The sequence below is a fragment of the Phyllobacterium sp. 21LDTY02-6 genome (genome assembly GCF_023554255.2).
GTDB lineage: Bacteria > Pseudomonadota > Alphaproteobacteria > Rhizobiales > Rhizobiaceae > Phyllobacterium.
In genome coordinates this window covers 57,181-76,957 of the sequence record NZ_JAMJWD020000007.1, presented here as the reverse complement: position 1 = coordinate 76,957, position 19,777 = coordinate 57,181, and the positions used below count along the sequence as shown (strand labels likewise).

General features: G+C 61.0%; 19 protein-coding genes and 2 tRNA genes. 14 read left to right on the top strand and 7 right to left on the bottom strand.

Features of this window, described 5'->3' with window-relative positions:
* The first annotated feature begins 90 nt into the window (after positions 1–90).
* The 3 genes from M8997_RS20675 (at position 91) to M8997_RS20665 (ending at position 3,743) form a co-directional block, all read left to right on the top strand.
* A complete protein-coding gene (locus M8997_RS20675; RefSeq protein ID WP_252597219.1) occupies positions 91–1,119 on the top strand; it encodes a transporter substrate-binding domain-containing protein in 1,029 nt (342 codons plus the stop codon).
* Between the two features lie 93 nt (positions 1,120–1,212).
* Positions 1,213–2,568: an HdeD family acid-resistance protein gene (locus M8997_RS20670; protein ID WP_250018046.1), complete on the top strand. Its 1,356-nt coding sequence runs from the start codon at positions 1,213–1,215 to the stop codon at positions 2,566–2,568.
* Positions 2,565–3,743, top strand: a complete 1,179-nt coding sequence (locus M8997_RS20665; RefSeq protein ID WP_250018044.1) for an MFS transporter — start codon at positions 2,565–2,567, stop codon at positions 3,741–3,743. The genes M8997_RS20670 and M8997_RS20665 overlap by 4 nt, the downstream gene beginning before the upstream one ends.
* On the opposite strand, the gene M8997_RS20660 is transcribed toward M8997_RS20665, so the two are convergent.
* Positions 3,714–4,586 (bottom strand): ELM1/GtrOC1 family putative glycosyltransferase, encoded by an 873-nt coding sequence (locus M8997_RS20660; RefSeq protein ID WP_250018314.1) that lies wholly within the window; start codon positions 4,584–4,586, stop codon positions 3,714–3,716. The two genes, M8997_RS20665 and M8997_RS20660, sit on opposite strands and share 30 nt — an antisense overlap.
* A 520-nt stretch (positions 4,587–5,106) precedes the next feature.
* Here M8997_RS20660 and M8997_RS20655 point away from each other — a divergent pair.
* A complete protein-coding gene (locus M8997_RS20655; RefSeq protein WP_250018042.1) occupies positions 5,107–5,808 on the top strand; it encodes a glycosyltransferase in 702 nt (233 codons plus the stop codon).
* 80 nt (positions 5,809–5,888) lie between these two features.
* On the opposite strand, the gene M8997_RS20650 is transcribed toward M8997_RS20655, so the two are convergent.
* A complete protein-coding gene (locus tag M8997_RS20650) occupies positions 5,889–6,413 on the bottom strand; it encodes a membrane-anchored protein (RefSeq protein ID WP_250018041.1) in 525 nt (174 codons plus the stop codon).
* Between the two features lie 280 nt (positions 6,414–6,693).
* The gene (locus M8997_RS20645) at positions 6,694–7,845 is read right to left on the bottom strand and encodes a glycosyltransferase family 2 protein (RefSeq protein ID WP_256473417.1); all 1,152 of its coding nucleotides are present in this window, start codon (positions 7,843–7,845) and stop codon (positions 6,694–6,696) included.
* 84 nt (positions 7,846–7,929) lie between these two features.
* Between M8997_RS20645 and M8997_RS20640 the strand changes: the two genes are divergently transcribed.
* Complete coding sequence (locus tag M8997_RS20640) at positions 7,930–8,682, top strand: membrane-anchored protein (RefSeq protein WP_250018037.1); 753 nt, start codon at positions 7,930–7,932, stop codon at positions 8,680–8,682.
* A gap of 81 nt (positions 8,683–8,763) precedes the next feature.
* Here the strand turns inward: M8997_RS20640 and M8997_RS20635 are convergent.
* Positions 8,764–8,839: transfer RNA gene (locus M8997_RS20635), tRNA-Val, on the bottom strand.
* Positions 8,840–9,026: 187 nt separating this feature from the next.
* Between M8997_RS20635 and M8997_RS20630 the strand changes: the two genes are divergently transcribed.
* Positions 9,027–9,103, top strand: a tRNA-Asp gene (locus tag M8997_RS20630).
* A 247-nt stretch (positions 9,104–9,350) separates the two neighbouring features.
* On the opposite strand, the gene M8997_RS20625 is transcribed toward M8997_RS20630, so the two are convergent.
* Complete coding sequence (locus tag M8997_RS20625) at positions 9,351–9,563, bottom strand: hypothetical protein (protein ID WP_250018035.1); 213 nt, start codon at positions 9,561–9,563, stop codon at positions 9,351–9,353.
* Positions 9,564–9,772: 209 nt separating this feature from the next.
* Between M8997_RS20625 and M8997_RS20620 the strand changes: the two genes are divergently transcribed.
* The 4 genes from M8997_RS20620 (at position 9,773) to recJ (ending at position 15,343) form a co-directional block, all read left to right on the top strand.
* Entirely contained in the window at positions 9,773–10,990 is a 1,218-nt protein-coding gene (locus M8997_RS20620; protein ID WP_250018034.1) for an LL-diaminopimelate aminotransferase, read from the top strand.
* A gap of 61 nt (positions 10,991–11,051) precedes the next feature.
* Positions 11,052–12,368 carry a homoserine dehydrogenase gene (locus M8997_RS20615; RefSeq protein ID WP_250018032.1) on the top strand — a complete coding sequence of 439 codons (1,317 nt, stop codon included), beginning with the start codon at positions 11,052–11,054 and terminating at the stop codon, positions 12,366–12,368.
* A gap of 152 nt (positions 12,369–12,520) precedes the next feature.
* Positions 12,521–13,510: a class II fructose-bisphosphatase gene (gene glpX / locus M8997_RS20610; RefSeq protein WP_250018030.1), complete on the top strand. Its 990-nt coding sequence runs from the start codon at positions 12,521–12,523 to the stop codon at positions 13,508–13,510.
* Between the two features lie 42 nt (positions 13,511–13,552).
* The gene (gene recJ, locus M8997_RS20605) at positions 13,553–15,343 is read left to right on the top strand and encodes a single-stranded-DNA-specific exonuclease RecJ (protein ID WP_250018029.1); all 1,791 of its coding nucleotides are present in this window, start codon (positions 13,553–13,555) and stop codon (positions 15,341–15,343) included.
* A 9-nt stretch (positions 15,344–15,352) separates the two neighbouring features.
* Here the strand turns inward: recJ and M8997_RS20600 are convergent, their stop codons facing one another.
* Complete coding sequence (locus tag M8997_RS20600; protein WP_250018313.1) at positions 15,353–15,997, bottom strand: NAD(P)-dependent oxidoreductase; 645 nt, start codon at positions 15,995–15,997, stop codon at positions 15,353–15,355.
* Between the two features lie 147 nt (positions 15,998–16,144).
* Here M8997_RS20600 and M8997_RS20595 point away from each other — a divergent pair, with 147 nt between their 5' ends.
* Positions 16,145–16,567: a helix-turn-helix domain-containing protein gene (locus M8997_RS20595; protein WP_250018028.1), complete on the top strand. Its 423-nt coding sequence runs from the start codon at positions 16,145–16,147 to the stop codon at positions 16,565–16,567.
* 83 nt (positions 16,568–16,650) lie between these two features.
* Positions 16,651–16,839 carry a DUF3008 family protein gene (locus M8997_RS20590; RefSeq protein WP_250018026.1) on the top strand — a complete coding sequence of 63 codons (189 nt, stop codon included), beginning with the start codon at positions 16,651–16,653 and terminating at the stop codon, positions 16,837–16,839.
* A gap of 17 nt (positions 16,840–16,856) precedes the next feature.
* On the opposite strand, the gene M8997_RS20585 is transcribed toward M8997_RS20590, so the two are convergent.
* Positions 16,857–17,819 (bottom strand): extensin family protein, encoded by a 963-nt coding sequence (locus M8997_RS20585; RefSeq protein ID WP_250018024.1) that lies wholly within the window; start codon positions 17,817–17,819, stop codon positions 16,857–16,859.
* Between the two features lie 301 nt (positions 17,820–18,120).
* Between M8997_RS20585 and rpsD the strand changes: the two genes are divergently transcribed.
* Complete coding sequence (gene rpsD, locus M8997_RS20580; protein WP_250018022.1) at positions 18,121–18,738, top strand: 30S ribosomal protein S4; 618 nt, start codon at positions 18,121–18,123, stop codon at positions 18,736–18,738.
* A 102-nt stretch (positions 18,739–18,840) separates the two neighbouring features.
* Complete coding sequence (locus tag M8997_RS20575) at positions 18,841–19,770, top strand: glutaminase (RefSeq protein WP_250018312.1); 930 nt, start codon at positions 18,841–18,843, stop codon at positions 19,768–19,770.
* Positions 19,771–19,777: the final 7 nt, after the last annotated feature.

Sequence of the window (19,777 nt, the reverse complement as noted above, 5' to 3'; positions counted from 1 at the left end):
GCTTTTGCGTCCATGTCCCGCATGCGCCTTGTGCGTCTTGTGCCGGTGTTCGGCGGATTCTTGCTCGCTCTGTTCATGTCGATAACGGCCATGGCGCAAGCGCAACTCCCGGATGCGCGCCTCGTGAATGTCGGCGTCTATGTCAGTCCTCCCTTCGTGATCGCCGACAATAGCAGATATGATGGGATGGCGGCCGACCTGTGGGAAGCTGTCGCGGGCGATCTGAAACTCGGTACCCGCTATGTGGCTTATCCCACCTTGCGCGAGCTCGTGGATGCCACGCGAAATGGCGAGGTGGACGCCGCCGTCACCAACCTCACCATTACCCGTGCCCGCGCCGAAATCATTGACTTCACCCAGCCCTGGTACGACGCCGGCCTGCGCATCATGGTGCCGAGCGAGGGAGGTTCATCGGGATTTGACCGTGTTCTGTCCGGTCTTTCGGACGCCGGTCATCTGCGTGCCTATGGCTGGCTGCTGGCCGTCATTGCTGCGGCGACGATCGGATTCACCCTCTTCGACCGGAAATTCGATCCGGACTTTCCAAGGCGCTGGCGTGAAGGCGCCGCCGAAAGCTTTCATCACGTCATATCGATAGCGACCAATGGCAAGACGAGTGGCCGCAAAAACCTGTTCGGCTGGATTGGCCGTGTATGGCAGGCGATATGGATGCTGGTCGGCGTCGGTATAATCGCCTATGTGACCTCCTCGGTCACCAGCGTGATGACAACGGTTGCCGTCGAGAGGGGAATACACTCCATAGCCGACCTGCCCGGCAAGACGGTGGGCGTTTTCAAGGGCAGCGCTTCCGAGGACTTCCTCGCGGCAACAGGGATAGAGTCCCGGCCTTACCCGGATCTGGATGCGGCCGTCTCCGCGATGAACGACGGAGATATCGACGCGATTGTCGGCGATGCTCCGGTCCTCGAATACTACGCACATTCCAGACCAGCGGAAGACGTGGAAGTGGTCGGCAGACTGTTCCATCCGGACAAATACGGCTTCGCGTTTCCCAGCGGCAGCGACCTCGCACAGCCGGTGACGTTGCAGCTGCTTAAGCGCATGGAAGACGGCACTGTCGAAAAGTTGCGCAATCGATACTTTGGAAATACCAACTAATGGGGAAATACCAACTAATGGGGGAAATACCAACTAACCGGCGAAATACCCAACTAACCGGCCAGCATTGATTGGCATGGAACGGAAAATCATATGATTCGTCTCGTCTTTCTTCTGCTTGGAGCGCGTGCCCTCAAACCGATCTGGCGGCTGTTGACCGTGGCCGGCATTGTCTGGATTCTTCTCGGCGTGGCCATCCTGTTCGACCTCAGCGATGGTGCGCTCTCGGTCGTCCTCGATACGCTTGCCATATTCCTGGTTGTCGAGGGATTGGTGGAAATCGCCGCAGCCGCCTCGCTCGGGCTCCGCCAGCACTGGATCGATGCGCTGCGCGGGGCAAGCTTTCTCGTCGCGGCGTTCCTGGTATTCAATGTTCCCTGGGACGACAATATCGGCGCGGCCATGGTGTTCGGAGCTGCATTTCTCATCGATGGCCTGTTCAGGATCAGCACCGCCTTCGTCGTCCACAGCCCTCGCTGGCGTGTCGGCATTGCGGCGGGTGTGATTGAAGTCGGCCTGGCGATGGCAATATTGATGTCGTGGCCGGTGCCGCATCATCTCACGGTGCCGTTCTGCTTTGCGCTGTTGTTGCTGACCTCCGGCTATGGCCTCGTCCGGCTGGCTCTTCCCCTGCGGCAATTGCCGGATGGCGGTTCCGTAACGTCGCTGCCCCTCTATGCCGCGCGCAACTGGCAGGGAGGCGTTGCGCGGCCGGTCATTCCGGCGGGCGACGGGGCAGCAGATCGCAACGATCAGGCCTTGAACGTCCATGTCTGGACCGCCGTCGGTTCCATCAAGGACCCGGAGCGCCGGCTTCTGATCGACCGCTATATCGCGGCGGTAGACAAGAAGGGTGTCATTTCCACCGGACATGCCGCGCTTGAACTGGAGCCCGATCTCTATGTCAGTCACTATCCGGCCAGCGATATCGATCACAGTCCCGACGATTTCCGTGCAATGCTTTCGGCGGGACATGAGAATGACGTTCCCGGCAAGTTCAACATATCGCTGGCCCAGGAGGCGGCCGACTGGTGCTTCCCGGATCAGAAAGTGACATTCCGCAAATTCGATGCGGCTGCGCTACGGGCTTTCTGGGCGGTCTATTCGCGCGACGATACCTATAATCTGACAGCGCGCAATTGCTCGACAAGTGTCATTCAGGCGCTCGATGCGGCTGTCGAAGGCGCTTCCTACACCGGCCATGTCTGGCGTGACCTGTGGAAGATAATCAGCAATCCGCAATTTTGGTTGCTCCGGATTGTCCGCGGCCGCGCCGAGGCAATGACGTGGACGCCGGGACTGGTTCTCGACTATGCACGCTTGCTGCGCAGTACCGTCGAGCATAGCGACCGGCGGTGGCGCAGCAGGCTTTCCGATGCCATTCACGCGAGCCGGGGCATGGCCGCCCGTGCAGCAGAAGGCGACGAGAGCAGGGCCGCAGCGAAATGAGCGGATATATACGCGCCACCGCCATCGTCGTTCTCACCGCGGCGATCTTCGGCCTGACATACGGCCTCAGCGCGCCCCTGATCGCACTGGAACTGGCGGAAGCCGGCTACTCCGAAGGCTTTATCGGAGCCAACGGCGCCATGTACGCTATCGGCGTTCTTCTGGCCGCGCCCTATCTTCCGCGACTGGCGCAACGATTGGGCTTCCCGGCCCTGGCGAAGGGTGCGCTGCTGGCTTCCAGCGGCCTGCTCGTCCTGTTTCCCTTGGCGCCGTTCTTATGGCTATGGTTTCCATTGCGCGCCGCGCTCGGAGCAGCATCCGAAACGCTGTTCGTCGTTTCGGAGACCTGGCTGAACCAGCTTGCCGCGCAAAAAAATCGCGGCACGACAATGGCCATCTACGTCACGGCTCTTTCGTGCGGCACCGCTCTGGGACCTGCCATCCTGACCCTGGTGGGCAGGCAGCAATCTCTCGCATTCCTTATCGGCGCGGCAATCGCCGTCGTGGCCTGCGTCATACTGTTCGTCGGCAGGCCGGCGGCGACAGCGCCGGCGAGGGAAGAAACGGGCAATCCGTTCCGATATCTCAAGCTCGTGCCGGTGGCGGTGGCATCTTCGGCACTCAATGCTGCGCTCGAGGCTGCGGGTCTCACCTTGCTGCCCCTCTATGCGATACGGCTTGGCTGGACCGAGGATTCGGCGACGCTGCTTCTCACCGTGCTGCTGATCGGAGCGATCACGTTGCAATTGCCGATCGGATGGCTTGCCGACAGGCTGCCTCGCCAAACAGTGTTGATCGCGCTGTCCGTCATCTCGGCCATCGGTGCCCTTGTGTGGCCGATCGCCTTTTCCAACCCCTGGCTGGCTTATCCGCTGCTCTATGTATGGGGAGGGGCCTTCGTTGGTATCTACACGACCACCATCGCCATGCTCGGCGATGCCTACAAGGATAACGAACTGCTCGGCATCTATGCCTTGCTGTCGATCTTCTGGGGCATCGGCGCGCTGTTGGGGCCATTGATCGGCGGCCTGGCGATGGAGGTTTCTCCGCATGGCCTGCCGGTCTTCGCAGCCGTCATCTGCGCAGGATTTGCCCTGTTTTCAGCCTGTCGCCAAAAACAGGGCAAGCCGGGGCCGGCCCAGACTTCAGGCACGATTGGCGGCAAGGGCCGCTGAGATTGTCTTGACGATCCTTCCGGTCTCGTCCAACGGGACGTAATCGTAGTCGGCGATCTCGTCCCGGAACGGCCGCGTCAGCTTCAGGACATCCTGAAGATCGTGGTGGAACCTCTCGAATTTGGTGACACGATCGCCGGGAATGTGCGTGAGTTCCAATGCGTAGACCGGTTTTCCCGTCACCAGCGCTTCGCAAGGCATGGTGATGGAATCCTTGCCGATCAGGAAGGCGTCGGCGGCCGCCATATAGTCCAGAAACGGGTTGTGTCCGGTCCTGTCCCACACTTCGACCATCGGGTTCCGTAGCTCGAGCAACGCTTGAAGGGTCTGGGGGCTGGAGCGACGCGACGTCGACACAAGCACGCGCCAATGCTGTTCGACAAGCTTGTGGATCACGTTTGACAGTTCATTCAATGCCCGATCGTCATAGGCATAAGCGCCATTTGTTCCGCCAACGAATATGACGGCGACTTTCTCGTTGTTCGGAGCGTAACGGAGGCGGGCCTTGTCACGCAAAGGCGCCAGAACCCTCTGGGTAACCCGGTGAGGAACGCCGACCACGGAATGATAGTTTGGCCGTTCCGCAAGCTCGGGCGTCCAGTCATGGCGCGAGACAAAGCACAGATCATAGCCTTCCACCTTCGGTCGCTGAAGATGAACCGTGAGCGGCCGTTCACCGAAGGTTCGTTGCATCTGCAACACGTGCTGCTCCGGCAGCGACCCGCAGGAAACGATGATGCCGGGTTCGGCTTCGCTCCGCTTGAAAACGGGGCGGGCAATCAGTTTGCGAAGCCCACGGGTTCGAACCACTATCTTTTCGACCGGATGAGGGTCGAAATGCATTCCAACGCCAAGACATTGCGTGAGAGTGCCGGCCTTGGATTCGCTGACTGTCCATACTCTGGCATATGCAGGAAAATCCGTCTGCGCTTCCTTGTCGTTCTCGACAGGTGCGGCAATTGCAATATGATTCATAACTTACCTAACGTGAAATGTGCCCGGCAGCATTCTCCTTGGAGAGCAGCCAAAACGCCTTTTGGGGACTTATGCCGAGATATGTGGTTTTTTAGCGGAGACCATTGCGACATCTGGTCCTGCCGCGGCATCATGAGGGTTTCACGGTCCGATCCGGCTGACGAAGACTTCCGGCTTGACAAACCATCGTCGAACTTTTCAAACGGGACGGAAAATGTCTGGAAAGTTGAATGTAATGGTAGCCTTATGCCTTTTGACGGGCTTAGGATGCGCAATCAGGACGTAAATGAAGCCCCCGGGGGATTCGCAGGGACGGCCTGGGACGAAGTTTTCTTTCCCGGCATTCTGTCATAAGGTCATCCGATTCTAGCATTGAAGCGAGGCACTGATGCAAAATGAACTTGACGTGTATGTCGGCTGGGACTCACGGGAACCTATTGCCTTCGAGGTCGCCGAACGTACGATATTGAAGCACGCCACTATTCCGGTTCGCGTCAAACCGATCAAACTGAACGAGCTTGTCGAGTCCGGCGCCTATTCGCGCGAAATCGATCCGCTTGCGTCGACGGAATTCACCTATTCTCGCTTCTATACCCCCTGGCTCGCCGGCTTCAAGGGGTGGGCATTGTTCTGCGATTGCGACTTCCTCTTCTTCTCCGACGTCGCGCAACTGCTGCAATATCGGGATGAATCCAAGGCCGTGGTCTGTGTCAAGCATGACTACACGCCAAAGGAAGGCACCAAGATGGATGGCCAGATCCAGACCAACTATCCGAGAAAGAACTGGTCGTCGTTCATGCTGTTCAATTGCGAGCATCCTTCGACGCGGCAATTGACGCCCGAACTGATCAACAGGGAAAGCGGCGCATATCTGCACCGCATGCAATGGGCCAAAGACGAGGAAATCGGTGAAGTTCCGGTCGAGTGGAACTGGCTGGAAGGCTGGAACCAGAAGCCGGAGAAAGGCTATCCAAACGCCGTTCATTTCACCAATGGCGGACCCTGGTTCAAGGATTGGCAGAACGTCGATTATGGCGATGAATGGCGTGCCGAGGCAGATGCGCTGCATCCGGGCTGGAAACCCATTTGAGTTGAGATTTGCGCAGTCCGGGGCAACGGCCCCGGACCAGCTTCCAGCCGACCGGTTGGAATACCAGGCCGGCTTCAATATCAGCGCGCTGAATCCACTGCCGAATGTCCAGCCGCTGCAGTTTCGGCAGTCCAAAGAGGGATGCGGCATTCCTTTGCCACCTCCGCATCGGCCGTAAACAATCGATAGCCACGCTCGACGAGCAATTCCAATATCTGCCTGTCGGTACCGGCGTGCAGACGTTTCAGGTTGGCGTCATTGTAGACATGTCCGGATGAAGACGGGTTTATTCCGGTGATGATCACCGCCTGGGCGCCGTTGGTAATAGCGTACAGAACAGCCGTGATGCCGTTGGAAAACTTCATGTCGTCGTCAATTTCCAGATTGAGCTTGCCGACCACCGCTTCATAGAGCGCCATGCGCCCGTAGCGGTTCAGCATGCGCAGCTCGTCGCAGGAATAATTGAATGCGGCCAATCCCTGCCGAAGCTGTTCCAGGCTTTTGGACCAGCGAACGACATAAAGGAGGCCGGTCTGTCTGCCACGCAGCACTTTTCGAACCTGCTGGGCGTTTACGGTCTGCCCTTCGATCTGGTTGAACTGCATGAAAGTCGCATCGGGTTTTTGGACGCCCCAATTGCCGGCGACAACCTGCGAGCCGTTTACCGAAATCACGAAATATCGATTGTCGAAGCCTTCCGGAACGTTCGATACGGGAGCCGAGCCGACGACGACAACGGGTCCATCGAATCTGACGGGATGTGCGGGCGGCCGATACCGCCCAAGGCGATAGACGATCGATCTGCGAATTTTCGTCAGCATCTCGATACGCGGAAATCTCATGATGTGTACCCCCTAACCAATATCGCGATCAGAGTTTCGATGGTTAGAAAAGCGTCTTGAAGAATCCCAGCTGCTCCAGTTGCCGGGAGTTCTCATAATGGACAGAGATGTCCGACTTGAGATTGACAAGCTTCCCCTCATCCAGGGCCTTCAACATGCTCTTATACGAACGGGAGCCCTTGTAATACTGATTATCTCTTATGGCTTCCTTGATCAGACTTTCGGTCTCGTTGAAGAACTTGAAATGCAGGAGCGAACCGGCGATCGGGGAAAAGTTTCGCGTGAATGGCCACGGCTTGTGTATGCTCACGCTGAACGTCGTGTCGTGTTCGACATAGACGAGCGGATATTTCATCAGTTCGTCATGGATCGCAGGACGCCCCAGAACCCGGTCGCGCGGGCCGCCCGACATGATCATGCCTGAGCTGGTTCGAAACAGGCGATAGCCGCTCCGGTCGAACATGTTGGCGATGGTCCATGGCATCGAATTGTTGCTACCGTCGAAGACAGCGGAGCTGATGGAATCCTCCGGGTAGAAGTCTATCATCGGTGCCGGGCAATGGAGAATCCCGGCTGCTTCGAGGCGTTGGATAAACTCGGGAAGCTTCTTCGTCTCGCAGCCGCCATAAACCAGGTATTCGTCGCAATCGACGTTCAGATACCAGCGCTGCGTCCCGTACAGGCCAACGAGAGCCTCGCGCCACATCAGGCCGCCTTTCGCCTCGCGATAGCGGACATCGGATCCGAAAAGATCGACATCGGGCTCGTTCAGCAGCTTCTCGCGGGTGCCGTCAGTGGATTGATCGTCGACGCAGAGGAAACGCGTGACACCAAGACCGCGGTAATGGGTCAAAAAGGACTCCAGAAAGCGCAGGCTGTTCCGCGTCAGGAATATCAAGGGTATATCGGAAGCAGCGAGCGGTTTGATCCCGTCGGGATTGAGTGGTATCAGGCGCGTTCCGCTCGGCTTCTTCCGGGTTCTCAAGGTTCGCCACCGGCTGAGAAGCTTGTGAGTCACTGTCCGTGAAGCTGGCTCCAGACGCTGTCTTTCGTTCGCTGGATAGGGAAACGCGATTTCTGATTTTGATGACACCAGCCGGATATTTCTCTTCAAGTGTTTTTCTCGTGGATGCTTAGCGGTCGCTGCGTGGATAGACGTGGTGAATAGACGGGCAAGAGCGCGTAGACTTGCCATACGTACGCGCTGAGTGCAACTTGGGCGGGCAGGTTTAACAGGAGGCATTGTGAATAGATTGCACAGGCAGCTGGAGATGGGTGAATGAGCGAAACGCTGGCGGAGGCGACGAAGCTTCTATTCAGGAAGTTGAAATACCTGCTTCGTCGGTCCACGCCGCCCACGGCGCCGACCTGCTTCGATGGACCTGTGCTGGTGGTGGGTTCAGCGCCGGTGTCGCACTTGCCGGCGGATTTCGACGACAGGTTTCGTGTCATAACGATCAATGGGTCGCAGGCCGTCACCAAAGCATGGGGCATCGACGTGCCCGATATCACGCTGATGCAGCGCCGGCAGCTCGACGGCACCAATACGAATGCCCAGCATGTCCGACGTGTACTCAAGGGCGAGCGCACGGGCGTGCTTTATGTGCTTCTATGGCGCGAGGGACGAAAGCGTCTCGAGCAGCAGCTGGAAACATTCGACTACCGATATGCGGATCTGCGGATCGTCAATCGATACGAGCGCATCGCCCTCATTGAAAAGGTGAGCGGTATCAAGATGTTCGAGCTGGACGCTTATTCGAAATGTTCGAATGGAGTGATTGCCGTCCTGTTCGCTCTTTATAATGGGGCGTCAGCGGTCATCATAACCGGCATCAATCCGAATTCCGCCGGCCATATCTATAATGACGCGAACCTTTCCCGCTCCCATGTGCAAACCGACAGCGAAGTGCTGCTCAGGCTGCTGGAGAAGGGGTTCCCGGTCTATACGACCGACCCGGAAGTATCCAAATCGCTCGGAATGCCGCTCTGGGACGGGAAAGCCGAGGCAAGGAAAGCCGTCGGGACCTCATGACGAAACATGCGGGTTGAGCCGCAATCGACGCGGTCAGCCTGCAGTCAGTCGATTTCAATGGGATCGAATGGTGGGATCGAATGGTGGGCGATGAGAGACTCGAACTCCCGACATCTTCGGTGTAAACGAAGCGCTCTACCAACTGAGCTAATCGCCCCCTCAAGGGTGTGTGGGCAGCGTTTAGTGGTTTCAGGCCGGCTTGGCAAGGGAAAATATCGCCGCTTGAACATTTGTTGGATTAGTTTTTCACAATCGCATTTTTCCTTGCTGCTTCCGCTTGACACCACCCCGCGAACCCCTTAAACGACCGCTCACGCCGGACAAATTGTTCGGTACGAAAGTGCGCGGGTGTAGCTCAGTTGGTTAGAGTGCCGGCCTGTCACGCCGGAGGTCGCGGGTTCGAGCCCCGTCACTCGCGCCACTTTTCCTCTTCAAAAATCGATACTCGACTGTTCCCCGCCCGGGGAACTGCGACCTTTGTCCGGCCGGCCTGAACGCCGTCCCGGCTACCGGCGCAAATGGGATTTGAGATCAGTACAGCGCTGCGGTTTCAGCGCCTGCGCCGGGCCAATGGGGCAGGGGCGTTGTCTTCCCAAGTTGCTGGAATCATGAGTGGAATCGCCGTCCATCAAGGGGCGTGGCAAGTTTGCCGCGGTGCGTTCCGGCCGCTAGACCTTGCGCAGGATCTGGCCGTCCTTCATCTCGAAGACGCCGTTCTGCCCGCCCTGGCGGTTGAAATCGCGCTCCAGTTCACTCCATCGCCCGATCAGGCCGCCACATTCGCTGCAGTGGATCGGCGTCTCGTCGGTGACGCTGTCCGGAATGTCGAGATAGATCGTTCCGCACCGTGGGCAATTCAGCTTGTGATTGAGGTGTTTCATCTTCGGTCCCTTTGACCGTAATCTACTCCGCAACCGGGGTTAAAATCCATAGGATTTCTGCGTCCCGGCCGGCGTTCGGGATGCGCTGCGCCCCGCTGCCGACCGGGAGGCCGATCTCCGTGGCCCGTGGATGCAATGATTGCTCGACCAGTGCGGGGATTCGGTGTATAGCGCACGCGCATTGAACTCTTTTTACCGGACCCCGAAATATGGAAGAATTTCATAAAGTTCGCCGCCTGCCTCCCTATGTTTTCGAACAGGTCAATCGCCTGAAGGCGAGCGCCCGAGCGGCGGGTGCGGACATTGTGGATCTCGGCATGGGCAATCCGGACCTGCCGACGCCGCAGGGCATTGTCGATAAATTATGCGAAGCGGTGCAGGATCCGCGCACGCATCGCTATTCGGCGTCAAAGGGCATTCCCGGCCTGCGCCGGGCTCAGGCGGCCTATTATGAGCGCCGCTTCGGCGTGAAGCTCAATCCCGATACGCAGGTGGTGGCGACCCTCGGCTCCAAGGAAGGCTTCGCCAACATGGCCCAGGCCATCACCGCGCCGGGCGATGTGGTGCTGTGCCCCGATCCGACCTATCCGATCCATGCCTTCGGCTTCATCATGTCCGGCGGCGTCATCCGCTCGGTCCAGTCAGCGCCGGACGACAAGTTCATTCCGGCGCTGGAGCGGGGCGTGCGGCATTCGATCCCGAAGCCGCTGGCGCTGATCCTCAACTACCCGTCCAATCCGACGGCGCATGTCGCCTCGCTGGATTTCTACAAGGATGTCGTCGCCTTCGCGCGCAAGCACGAGATCATCATCCTTTCCGATCTCGCCTATTCGGAGATCTATTTCGACGGTTCGCCGCCGCCATCGGTGCTCCAGGTGCCGGGCGCGATCGATGTCGCGGTGGAATTCACCTCGATGTCGAAGACCTTCTCCATGCCCGGCTGGCGCATGGGTTTTGCCGTCGGCAATGAACGGCTGATCTCGGCGCTGACGAGGGTCAAGTCCTATCTCGATTACGGCGCCTTCACACCCATCCAGGTTGCGGCTGCCGCTGCCCTCAATGGCGACGGTACGGACATCGCCGAAGTGCGCTCGGTCTACAAGCACCGGCGCGACGTGCTGGTGGAGAGCTTTGGCCGCGCCGGCTGGGATGTCCCGGCTCCCGCCGCCACGATGTTTGCCTGGGCGCCCATTCCGGAGAAGTTCCGCAGCCTCGGTTCGCTGGAGTTTTCCAAGCTCCTCATCGAACATGCCGACGTGGCGGTTGCGCCCGGCATCGGCTTTGGCGAGCATGGCGACGATTACATCCGCATCGCCCTCGTCGAAAACGAGCACCGGATCCGCCAGGCGGCGCGCGGCATCAAGCGCTTTCTTGCAAGTGCGGACGAAAAGCTGCACAACGTCATCCCGCTGAACCTGCGCCGCTGACGCAGGGTTGGGTGATATCGCGGCGCTGTCCGGCGCCGCTCGAAATTTCAAGGAATGAATGATGAGTGAAGTGCTGCGCGTAGGAATCGCCGGATTGGGTACAGTCGGTGCCTCCGTCGTCAAGATCCTTCAGGACAAGGGCGAGATGCTGACCCGGCAGTGCGGCAGGCAGATCGTGGTGACCGGCGTTTCCGCCCGCGATGCGAAGCGCGACAGGGGCGTGGACCTGAGTTCGGCGCAATGGTTCGACGATCCGGTCGAGCTGGCGCGCTGCAACGATATCGACGTCTTCATCGAGCTGATCGGCGGCGACGAGGGCGTGGCCCGCGGCGCGGTCGAGGCGGCGTTGCGCTCGGGGCGCCATGTCGTCACCGCCAACAAGGCTCTCCTCGCCAAGCATGGCGTCGCGCTGGCGCGCATCGCCGAGGAAAAGGGCGTGCTCCTGAATTTCGAGGCGGCTGTCGCCGGCGGCATCCCGGTGATCAAGGCCCTGCGCGAATCCCTGACCGGCAATCGGGTCTCGCGCGTCTACGGCATCATGAACGGCACCTGCAATTACATCCTCACGCGCATGTGGGACGAGGGCATTTCCTTCGAGGATTGCCTGGCGGATGCGCAGCGCCTCGGCTATGCCGAAGCCGATCCGACCTTCGATATCGAGGGCAACGACACCGCGCACAAGCTGGCGATCCTGACCAGCCTCGCCTTTGGGACGCAGATTGCCGCCGACGATATCTATCTCGAGGGCATCAGCAATATTTCCCTCGCCGACATTCGCGCGGCGGACGAACTCGGCTACAGGATCAAGCTTCTCGGCGTCGCGCTGAAGACGGAAAGCGGCATCGAACAGCGCGTGCATCCGACAATGGTTCCGGTTGAATCGGTGATCGCGCAGGTTCACGGCGTGACCAACGCCGTCGCCATCGAAACCGACCTTCTGGGCGAATTGCTGCTTTCGGGACCCGGCGCGGGCGGGCTGGCAACGGCGTCCGCCGTGATCGGCGATCTTGCGGATATCGCCAAGAGCCGGCCCGGCTTCCAGCATGGCCCGGTTTTCGGCACGCCGGCCCGGGCGCTTGCGCCCTACAAGCGAGCCAAGATGCGGGCGCATGAGGGCGGCTATTTCATCCGCCTGACGGTGCACGACCGGGCGGGCGTGTTTGCGGCAATCGCCAAGCGCATGGCGGACAATGATATTTCGCTGGAATCGATCGTGCAGCGGCAGGGCGTCGATCCCGCGAGCGACGCGCTGAAAACCGTCATCCTGGTGACGCACGAGACCACCGAAGCAGCCGTGAAGAAGGCGCTCGAAGGCATCGTGAAAGACGGTCATGTGGCCGACAAACCGCAGATGATCCGCATCGAACGGGCAGGCTGAAAAGCCCGTCGACGGTTTAATCGATTAGGATTTTGAGCAAGCGGTTTTTCTTGGCCGCTGGCCCTTGCCGCGCGGATGCGACTTTGCCAAAAGTTGCTTACCGGAGCCGGGGCCTTTGAATTTCCGGCTCTCCAACGAACGCAGGAATCATTATGCCGAAAACTTCTGACCAGACCGATGCAGGCCTAGATCGTATCTTGACCCTTGAGCTGGTGCGTGTGACCGAACGCGCCGCCGTGGCCGCCGCAAGGTTGCGTGGCCGGGGCGACGAGATGGCCGCCGACCAGGCTGCGGTGGATGCGATGCGCCAGGAGTTGAACCGCCTGCCGATAGCCGGGACGGTGGTCATCGGCGAAGGCGAGCGCGACGAAGCTCCCATGCTCTATATCGGCGAGGAAGTCGGCACGAGGAGCGGCCCGGCGGTGGATATCGCGCTCGACCCGCTCGAAGGCACGACCATCTGCGCCAAGAACCTGCCGAATTCGCTGGCGGTCATCGCCATCGCCGAGAAGGGCAATCTGCTCTATGCGCCGGACGTCTACATGGAAAAGATCGCCGTCGGACCCGGTTATCCGGCCGGCATCGTCAATCTCGATGCGCCCGCGATCGAGAACATCAATGCCGTTGCCAAGGCAAAGGGCGTGCCGGTGAGCGAGATCACCGCCTGCATCATGGACCGGCCGCGCCATGCGCGCCTGATCGAGGAAGTACGCGCCACCGGCGCTTCGATCCGGCTGATCGGCGATGGCGACGTCGCCGGCGTCATCCACACCACCGATCCGGACGAGACCGGCATCGACATCTATATCGGCATCGGCGGTGCGCCTGAGGGCGTGCTGGCGGCGGCGGCATTGCGCTGCATCGGCGGCCAGATGCAGGGGCGCCTGCAGCTCAACAGCGACGACAAGGTCGCCCGTGCCGCCAAGATGGGCATCACCGACCCGAAGAAGGTCTATACGATGGAAGAGATGGCAAAGGGCGACGTGCTCTTCGCCGCGACCGGCGTGACCGATGGCAACATGCTCTCCGGCGTCAAGTTCGCGCGGGATTATATCCAGACCCATACGGTCGTCATGCGCTCGCATTCGCAGACCGTGCGCGAGATCAAGGCGAAACATCAGGATATGAGCAAGTTCCAGTAAGGGAATCATTGCATTCCGCGCCAGCGGATGGTTCAACGCTGCATGATGTCTGAACGGCTTTTTCTCGGCGTTGAACAGTCCGCCACCGGACTGAAATGGGTGGATCGCCTCGGCCAGCGCGAGGCGAACCTTGCCCTTGCCATGGCGCAGAACCATGGCTTTCCCGATCTGATCACCCGCGTCCTCGCGGGCAGGGGCGTCGGCATCGATGATGCCGTTGCCTTCATGGACCCGACGATCAAGGGCCTGATGCCCGATCCGGCCAGCCTCACCGACATGGCCAAGGCGGCCGGGCGGCTGGCGCAGGCGGTGGCGCGGCGCGAGAGCGTGGCGATCTTCGGCGATTATGACGTCGATGGCGCCTGTTCCTCGGCGCTGTTGTCGCGTTTCCTGACGCATTACGGCGTCGCCAACCGCATCTATATTCCCGACCGGATATTCGAAGGCTACGGGCCGAACCCCGCGGCCATGCGCGAACTCGCCAGCCATGCGTCGCTGATCGTCACGGTGGATTGCGGCACCAACAGCGCGGCCGCCATCGATGAGGCGAAGGCGGCGGGCGCGGATGTGGTCGTCCTCGACCACCATCAGGTCGGCGGGGCCTTGCCCGCTTCGGCGCTGGCGGTGGTCAATCCCAACCGGGAGGACGATCTTTCCGGCCAGGGCCATCTTTGCGCCGCCGGGGTGGTCTTCCTCGCGCTCGTGCAGACGCAGCGTCTATTGCGGGAAACCGGCGCTTCGCCGGCCGTGCTGGCGCCGGATCTGCTCGGCATGCTGGATCTCGTTGCCCTTGCGACGATCTGCGATGTCGTGCCCCTGAAGGCGCTCAACCGCGCCTTCGTGGTCAAGGGCCTGCTGGTGGCGCGGGCGCAGCAGAATGCCGGCATCGCCGCCCTGGCGCGCGTATCGAGGATCGGCGAGCCGCTCAATGCGTTCCACTTCGCCTATCTGATAGGACCGCGCATCAATGCCGGCGGGCGTATCGGCGATGCCGGGCTCGGTGCGAGGCTGCTGACGCTCGACGATCCCAACGAGGCCATGCGCATCGCCGAGGAGCTCGACCGGCTCAACCAGGAACGGCAGGCGATGGAAACGATCATGCTGGAGCAGGCCGAAGCCGAGGCCATGCTGGAAATGTCGGCCGCCAGCGGCCCGGCCGTGCTCGTCACCGCGAGCGACGACTGGCATCCGGGCATTGTCGGCCTGATCGCGGCGCGGCTGAAGGAGAAGGCGCGCCGGCCGGCCTTCGCCATTTCCTTCAACGCCCATGGCGTCGGCAGCGGCTCCGGGCGCTCCATCAATGGCTTCGATCTCGGCAGGCTCGTGCGCGCCGCGGTGGAACGCGGCCTGCTGGTCAAGGGCGGCGGCCATGCGATGGCGGCGGGTATCACCGTCGAGCGCGACAAACTGGGCGCGCTGCGGGCCTTCTTCGAGGAGAATGCCGCCGAAATGGTCGGGCAACTGCGCAGCAACCAGTCGCTCGCCGTCGATGGCGCCTTGAGCGCTTCAGGGGCGACCGTCGCCCTGTTCGAGATGATGGAACGCGCCGGGCCGTTCGGCTCCGGCCATCCGCAGCCGGTCCTCGTCCTGCCGCATCACCGGCTGCAGGATGCGCGCTCCATCGGCACCAACCACGTCAAGGCGACGCTGGTCGGGGCCGACGGCAAGAAGCTCAGCGCCATCGCCTTTCGGGCCGGCGGCGCTGCCCTTGGCGATTTTCTCTTCAACCAGCTCGGGCAATCCCTGCACGTCGCCGGCAATCTTTCGCTCAACCACTGGAATGGCTCGACCACGGCGCAGTTCCGCATACTCGACGCCGCCAAGGCCTATTGAGGCCCATCATCAATAGGCGGCGGTGAAGCGTGCCTGCACGTGGCGCGGCGTCTCTGCCTCGTCGAGGATGGCGACTGCGAGATCGGCAGCGCTGATTGCGCTCTTGCCATCGGCGTCGAAGACCGGATGTTCGCCGCCGAGCCGGTATTTGCCGGTGCGGGCGCCGGGTTCGAGCTGGAACGGCGGCGATACGAACGTCCAGTCGAGGTCCGTCACCTTGCGCAGATCGTCCAGCGCCTGCCGCGCGCCGAGGGCGCCTTCCTTGTAGGCGGCGGGGAAGTGGGCGCCATCGACGAACTGGGTTCCGTCCTCGGCGTAGAGGCTGCCGGCGCCGCCGATGACGATCAGGCGCTTCAATCCCGCCTGCCGCGTCGCGTCGGTGATCGCCTGGCTCGCCTTGATGTGAATCTGCCGGATATCCGGTTCGTTCCAGCCGGGATTATAGGCGGAAATCACGATGTCATGGCCCTCCAGCGCCGCGGCCAGCCCGGCGGCGTTCTGGGCGTCGGCCTTCACCGCCGTCACGCCATCGCGCTTTTCCACCTTGTCGACATTCCTGACGAGGGCGGTGACTTGATGGCCGCGATTGACGGCCTCGTTCAACAATTCCTTGCCGACAAAGCCGGTAGCACCGATCAGAGCGATTTTCATGATGTCTCCTTGTGGGAAAATTATGTATGTTGGTTACGATTGATAACTATCTAAGCCAGCGCAGCGGCCTTGTGAAGAACGCACTTTTTCCGTTTCAGGGTACATCGAGGTAACCGCAGCCGCCCGGGAACCATCGATAATGGAGGACATATGAGCATACATGCGAAGGCCGAGACAGGCGTTTCCCTGCTGGCGTCGATGCCGGCGATGGAGAAGGAGGGCGGCAGCTGCCCCATGCGCGAGGTGCTCGACATTGTCGGCGATACCTGGAGCCTGTTGACGATCATCAACCTGCAATCCGGGCCGCGCCGCTTCAACGTGCTGCGCCGCATGATCGAGGGCATCTCGCAGCGCATGCTGACGGTGACGCTGCGCTCGCTCGAACGCGAAGGTCTGGTGCGGCGCACGGTGAAACCGACTTCGCCGCCGGAAGTGACCTACAGCCTGACCGAGATGGGGCATTCGATCGCGACGCCGGTCGCGGCGCTCGGCGAATGGGCGGCAACCAATCGCGATGGATTGCGGCAGGCCCGCGCCGCCTTCGATGCAGCCCGCGACGTCAATGGCGGCTGAGCCGGCGCTTCGGGAACTCCTGCGCATCTGCCGCGTTGCTCTCCCCGAGTAACGTTTCAAGAATGACGAAAAGGAGAAATGCAATGCCGGCAAAATCGCAAGCACAGCAGAAGGCCGCGGGCGCAGCGCTTTCGGCCAAGCGTGGCGACACGAAGAAGAGTGAACTGCGCGGCGCCTCGAAGAGCATGTATGAATCGATGAGCGAGAAGGAACTCGAGGAATTCGCCGAGACCGACAGGAAGGACCTGCCCAAGAAGAAGAGCAGTCACTGAACGATTACTGGCAGTCGTCACTGGCAGATTCGCGACTTGCAGGCCTGGCCGTGGCAGCCGAGGTCGAGATGTAGATTGGTCGCATGGGCCGCATCGCCGTCGGGGCCGATCACCGTCATGAAGCGCTCGCAGCTCGCCTTGTGCAGCGCCGACCAGAATGAACGCTCCTCCGGGCTTCCCTTCCAGCCGCTGGCAAGTTCGGTGCTCTTGCCGTTCTTGAACTTGAACGAAACAATGTCGAGCGCATTGGCGAAGGCGTGTTCCGACACGCGGCCGACATGGCCATTATTGACCTTGCGGCACTGGTAATCGGAGCCCGTCACCACCGTTTCGACCTCGGCGCCGAAGTTGCGCACGGCCTCGGCCTGGATGGTGGGCGCCCATTCGGCGAGTACCGTCGCCATCGAGCAGTTCACGGTGACGGGGGCCGAGAAGATCAGGGGCTTGTCCTTGCCGACCGACTTTACACGCAATGGCGAGCGCTCGCCGCACGCGCCTTCCGCCAGGGGCGGCACCAGTTCGCCATCGACATCGCCGCGCATGATGGCTGGGCAGGCATTCTGGTAGACCCGGTCCGGCGAGGTCGCCTTGTCCTCCTGTTTCGGCTTCTCGTCGGGCTTGGGTTCAGTGCCGGATTCCGGCCCGGATTCGGGCTTGGGTTCTGGCCCGGATTCTGGCTTTGGCTTGCCGTCCGGCACCGCCACCGGTCCCTGCTGCGGGCGCGCGGCCGGCAGCGGCGCGGCAGCACCTTCCTCCCCGGCGCTTTCCGGTTCCTTCGGCTGCGGCGTGGCCGGTTCGGCCTGCCGCCGCGGGTTCTCGGCCGGCAGCGGCGGGCTTGCCGGCACGAAATTGCGGCTCGCCGCATGCTTGCGGTGTGGCCGGGCTTCGGCACCGTTGGAGCCCGGTTGCGGGACAAGCGCCACGAGCAGGGCGAGGGAAGCAGCCAGCACGGACTTGCGCTGGACGGAGAATAGGGTCATTAGCGGCTCTACTCCTATCTGAAAGGCATAACCTAACGCATTCGCGCGCGTTCGGGTCCGGTTATCGGGTTCAACTTATGTGAGCCGATGAAACATGCGTTCCGCTTGACAATGCCGCCCGCCCGCTCTAGAAGCCGCACAGCGCAGGGCTTAACAGCTCTGCGTTTCATTTGACGTGTCCCGTGAGTGTGAACGCTGCGTTGCGTGATCACTCTGTCAGTCTTCGAAAACGGAAGGCAGAGGAGGGCGCGTTTCCTTGACCTGGGCCTTGCCCCGGTTTGTTTTGTTGAAAGGAAATGCGATGAGCAAGCGCGAATCGTCCAAGTATAAAATTGACCGCCGCCTTGGCGAAAATATCTGGGGCCGTCCGAAGTCCCCGGTAAACCGTCGTGAATATGGCCCAGGCCAGCACGGCCAGCGCCGCAAGAGCAAGCTTTCCGACTTTGGCGTGCAGCTGCGCGCGAAGCAGAAGCTGAAGGGTTTCTACGGCGATATTTCGGAAAAGCAGTTCCGCAAGACCTATGAAGAGGCTGCCCGCCGCCGTGGCGACACCGGCGAACAGCTGATCGGCTTGCTCGAGTCGCGTCTCGACGCGATCGTCTATCGCGCCAAGTTCGTTCCGACGATCTTTGCAGCGCGCCAGTTCGTCAACCACGGCCATGTCAACGTCAACGGCCGTCGCACCAACATTCAGTCCTACATCTGCAAGCCGGGTGATGTGATCGAAGTTCGCGAGAAGTCGAAGCAGCTCGTCGTCGTGCTCGAGGCCGTACAGCTGGCCGAGCGTGATGTTCCGGACTACCTCGAAGTCGACCACAACAAGATGGTTGCCAAATACGCCCGCGTTCCGGCCTTCTCCGATGTGCCCTATGCGGTCCAGATGGAACCGAACCTCGTCGTCGAATTCTATTCGCGCTGATAGGTTCATTTATCGAGAAAGCCGCCCGGAGCGATCTTGGGCGGCTTTTTTATTGCCGAAAACTTCATTGCCGGAACGTCTGATACGGCAAACTGGGGAAGAATGATGGAGCTGCAAGCGATAGTCGACAGTGTCTACCGCGACCTCGGCGAGAGGATCGGCGAGGGCAAGCTTGCCGATTACATTCCGGAACTGGCGAATGTCGATCCGATGCAGTTCGGCATCGCGCTGTCGACGGTGGAGGGCGAGACCTGCCTCGCCGGCGATGCGCAGACGCCGTTTTCCATCCAGAGCGTGTCGAAGGTCTTCACGCTGACCCTCGCGCTGGGCAAGATCGGCGATGGCCTGTGGTCGCGGGTCGGGCGGGAGCCTTCCGGCAATGCCTTCAATTCCATCGTGCAGCTGGAGCAGGAGCGTGGCAAGCCGCGCAATCCCTTCATCAATGCCGGCGCCATCGCCGTCGCCGATGTGGTTCTCGCCGGACACCAGCCGAAGGAGGCGATCGGCGAGATCGTCCAGTTCGTGCGCTACCTTGCCGATGATGACGACATCACCATCGACCACAATGTCGCGCGGTCGGAATCGCTGACCGGCTATCGCAATGCCGCGCTGGCGAATTTCATGCGCGGCTTCGGCAATCTGCAACATCCGGCCGAGCATGTGCTCGGCGTCTATTTCCACCATTGCGCCATTGCCATGTCGTGCCGGCAGCTCGCTTCCGCCGGGCTGTACCTTGCCTGCGGCGGACGCAATCCGCTCTCCGGCGGCAGCGTCGTGTCGCCCGGCCGCGCCCGGCGCATCAATGCGCTGATGCTGATGTGCGGCCATTATGACGGATCGGGCGATTTCGCCTATCGCGTCGGCCTGCCGGGCAAGAGTGGCGTCGGCGGCGGCATTCTGGCCATCGCGCCCGGCAAGGCTTCCATCGCCGTATGGTCGCCGGGCCTCAACGAAAACGGCAATTCCCTGCTCGGCTCGGCCGCGCTGGAACTGCTGGCGCAGCGCACGGGCTGGTCGATTTTCGGGCAATAGCGATGGC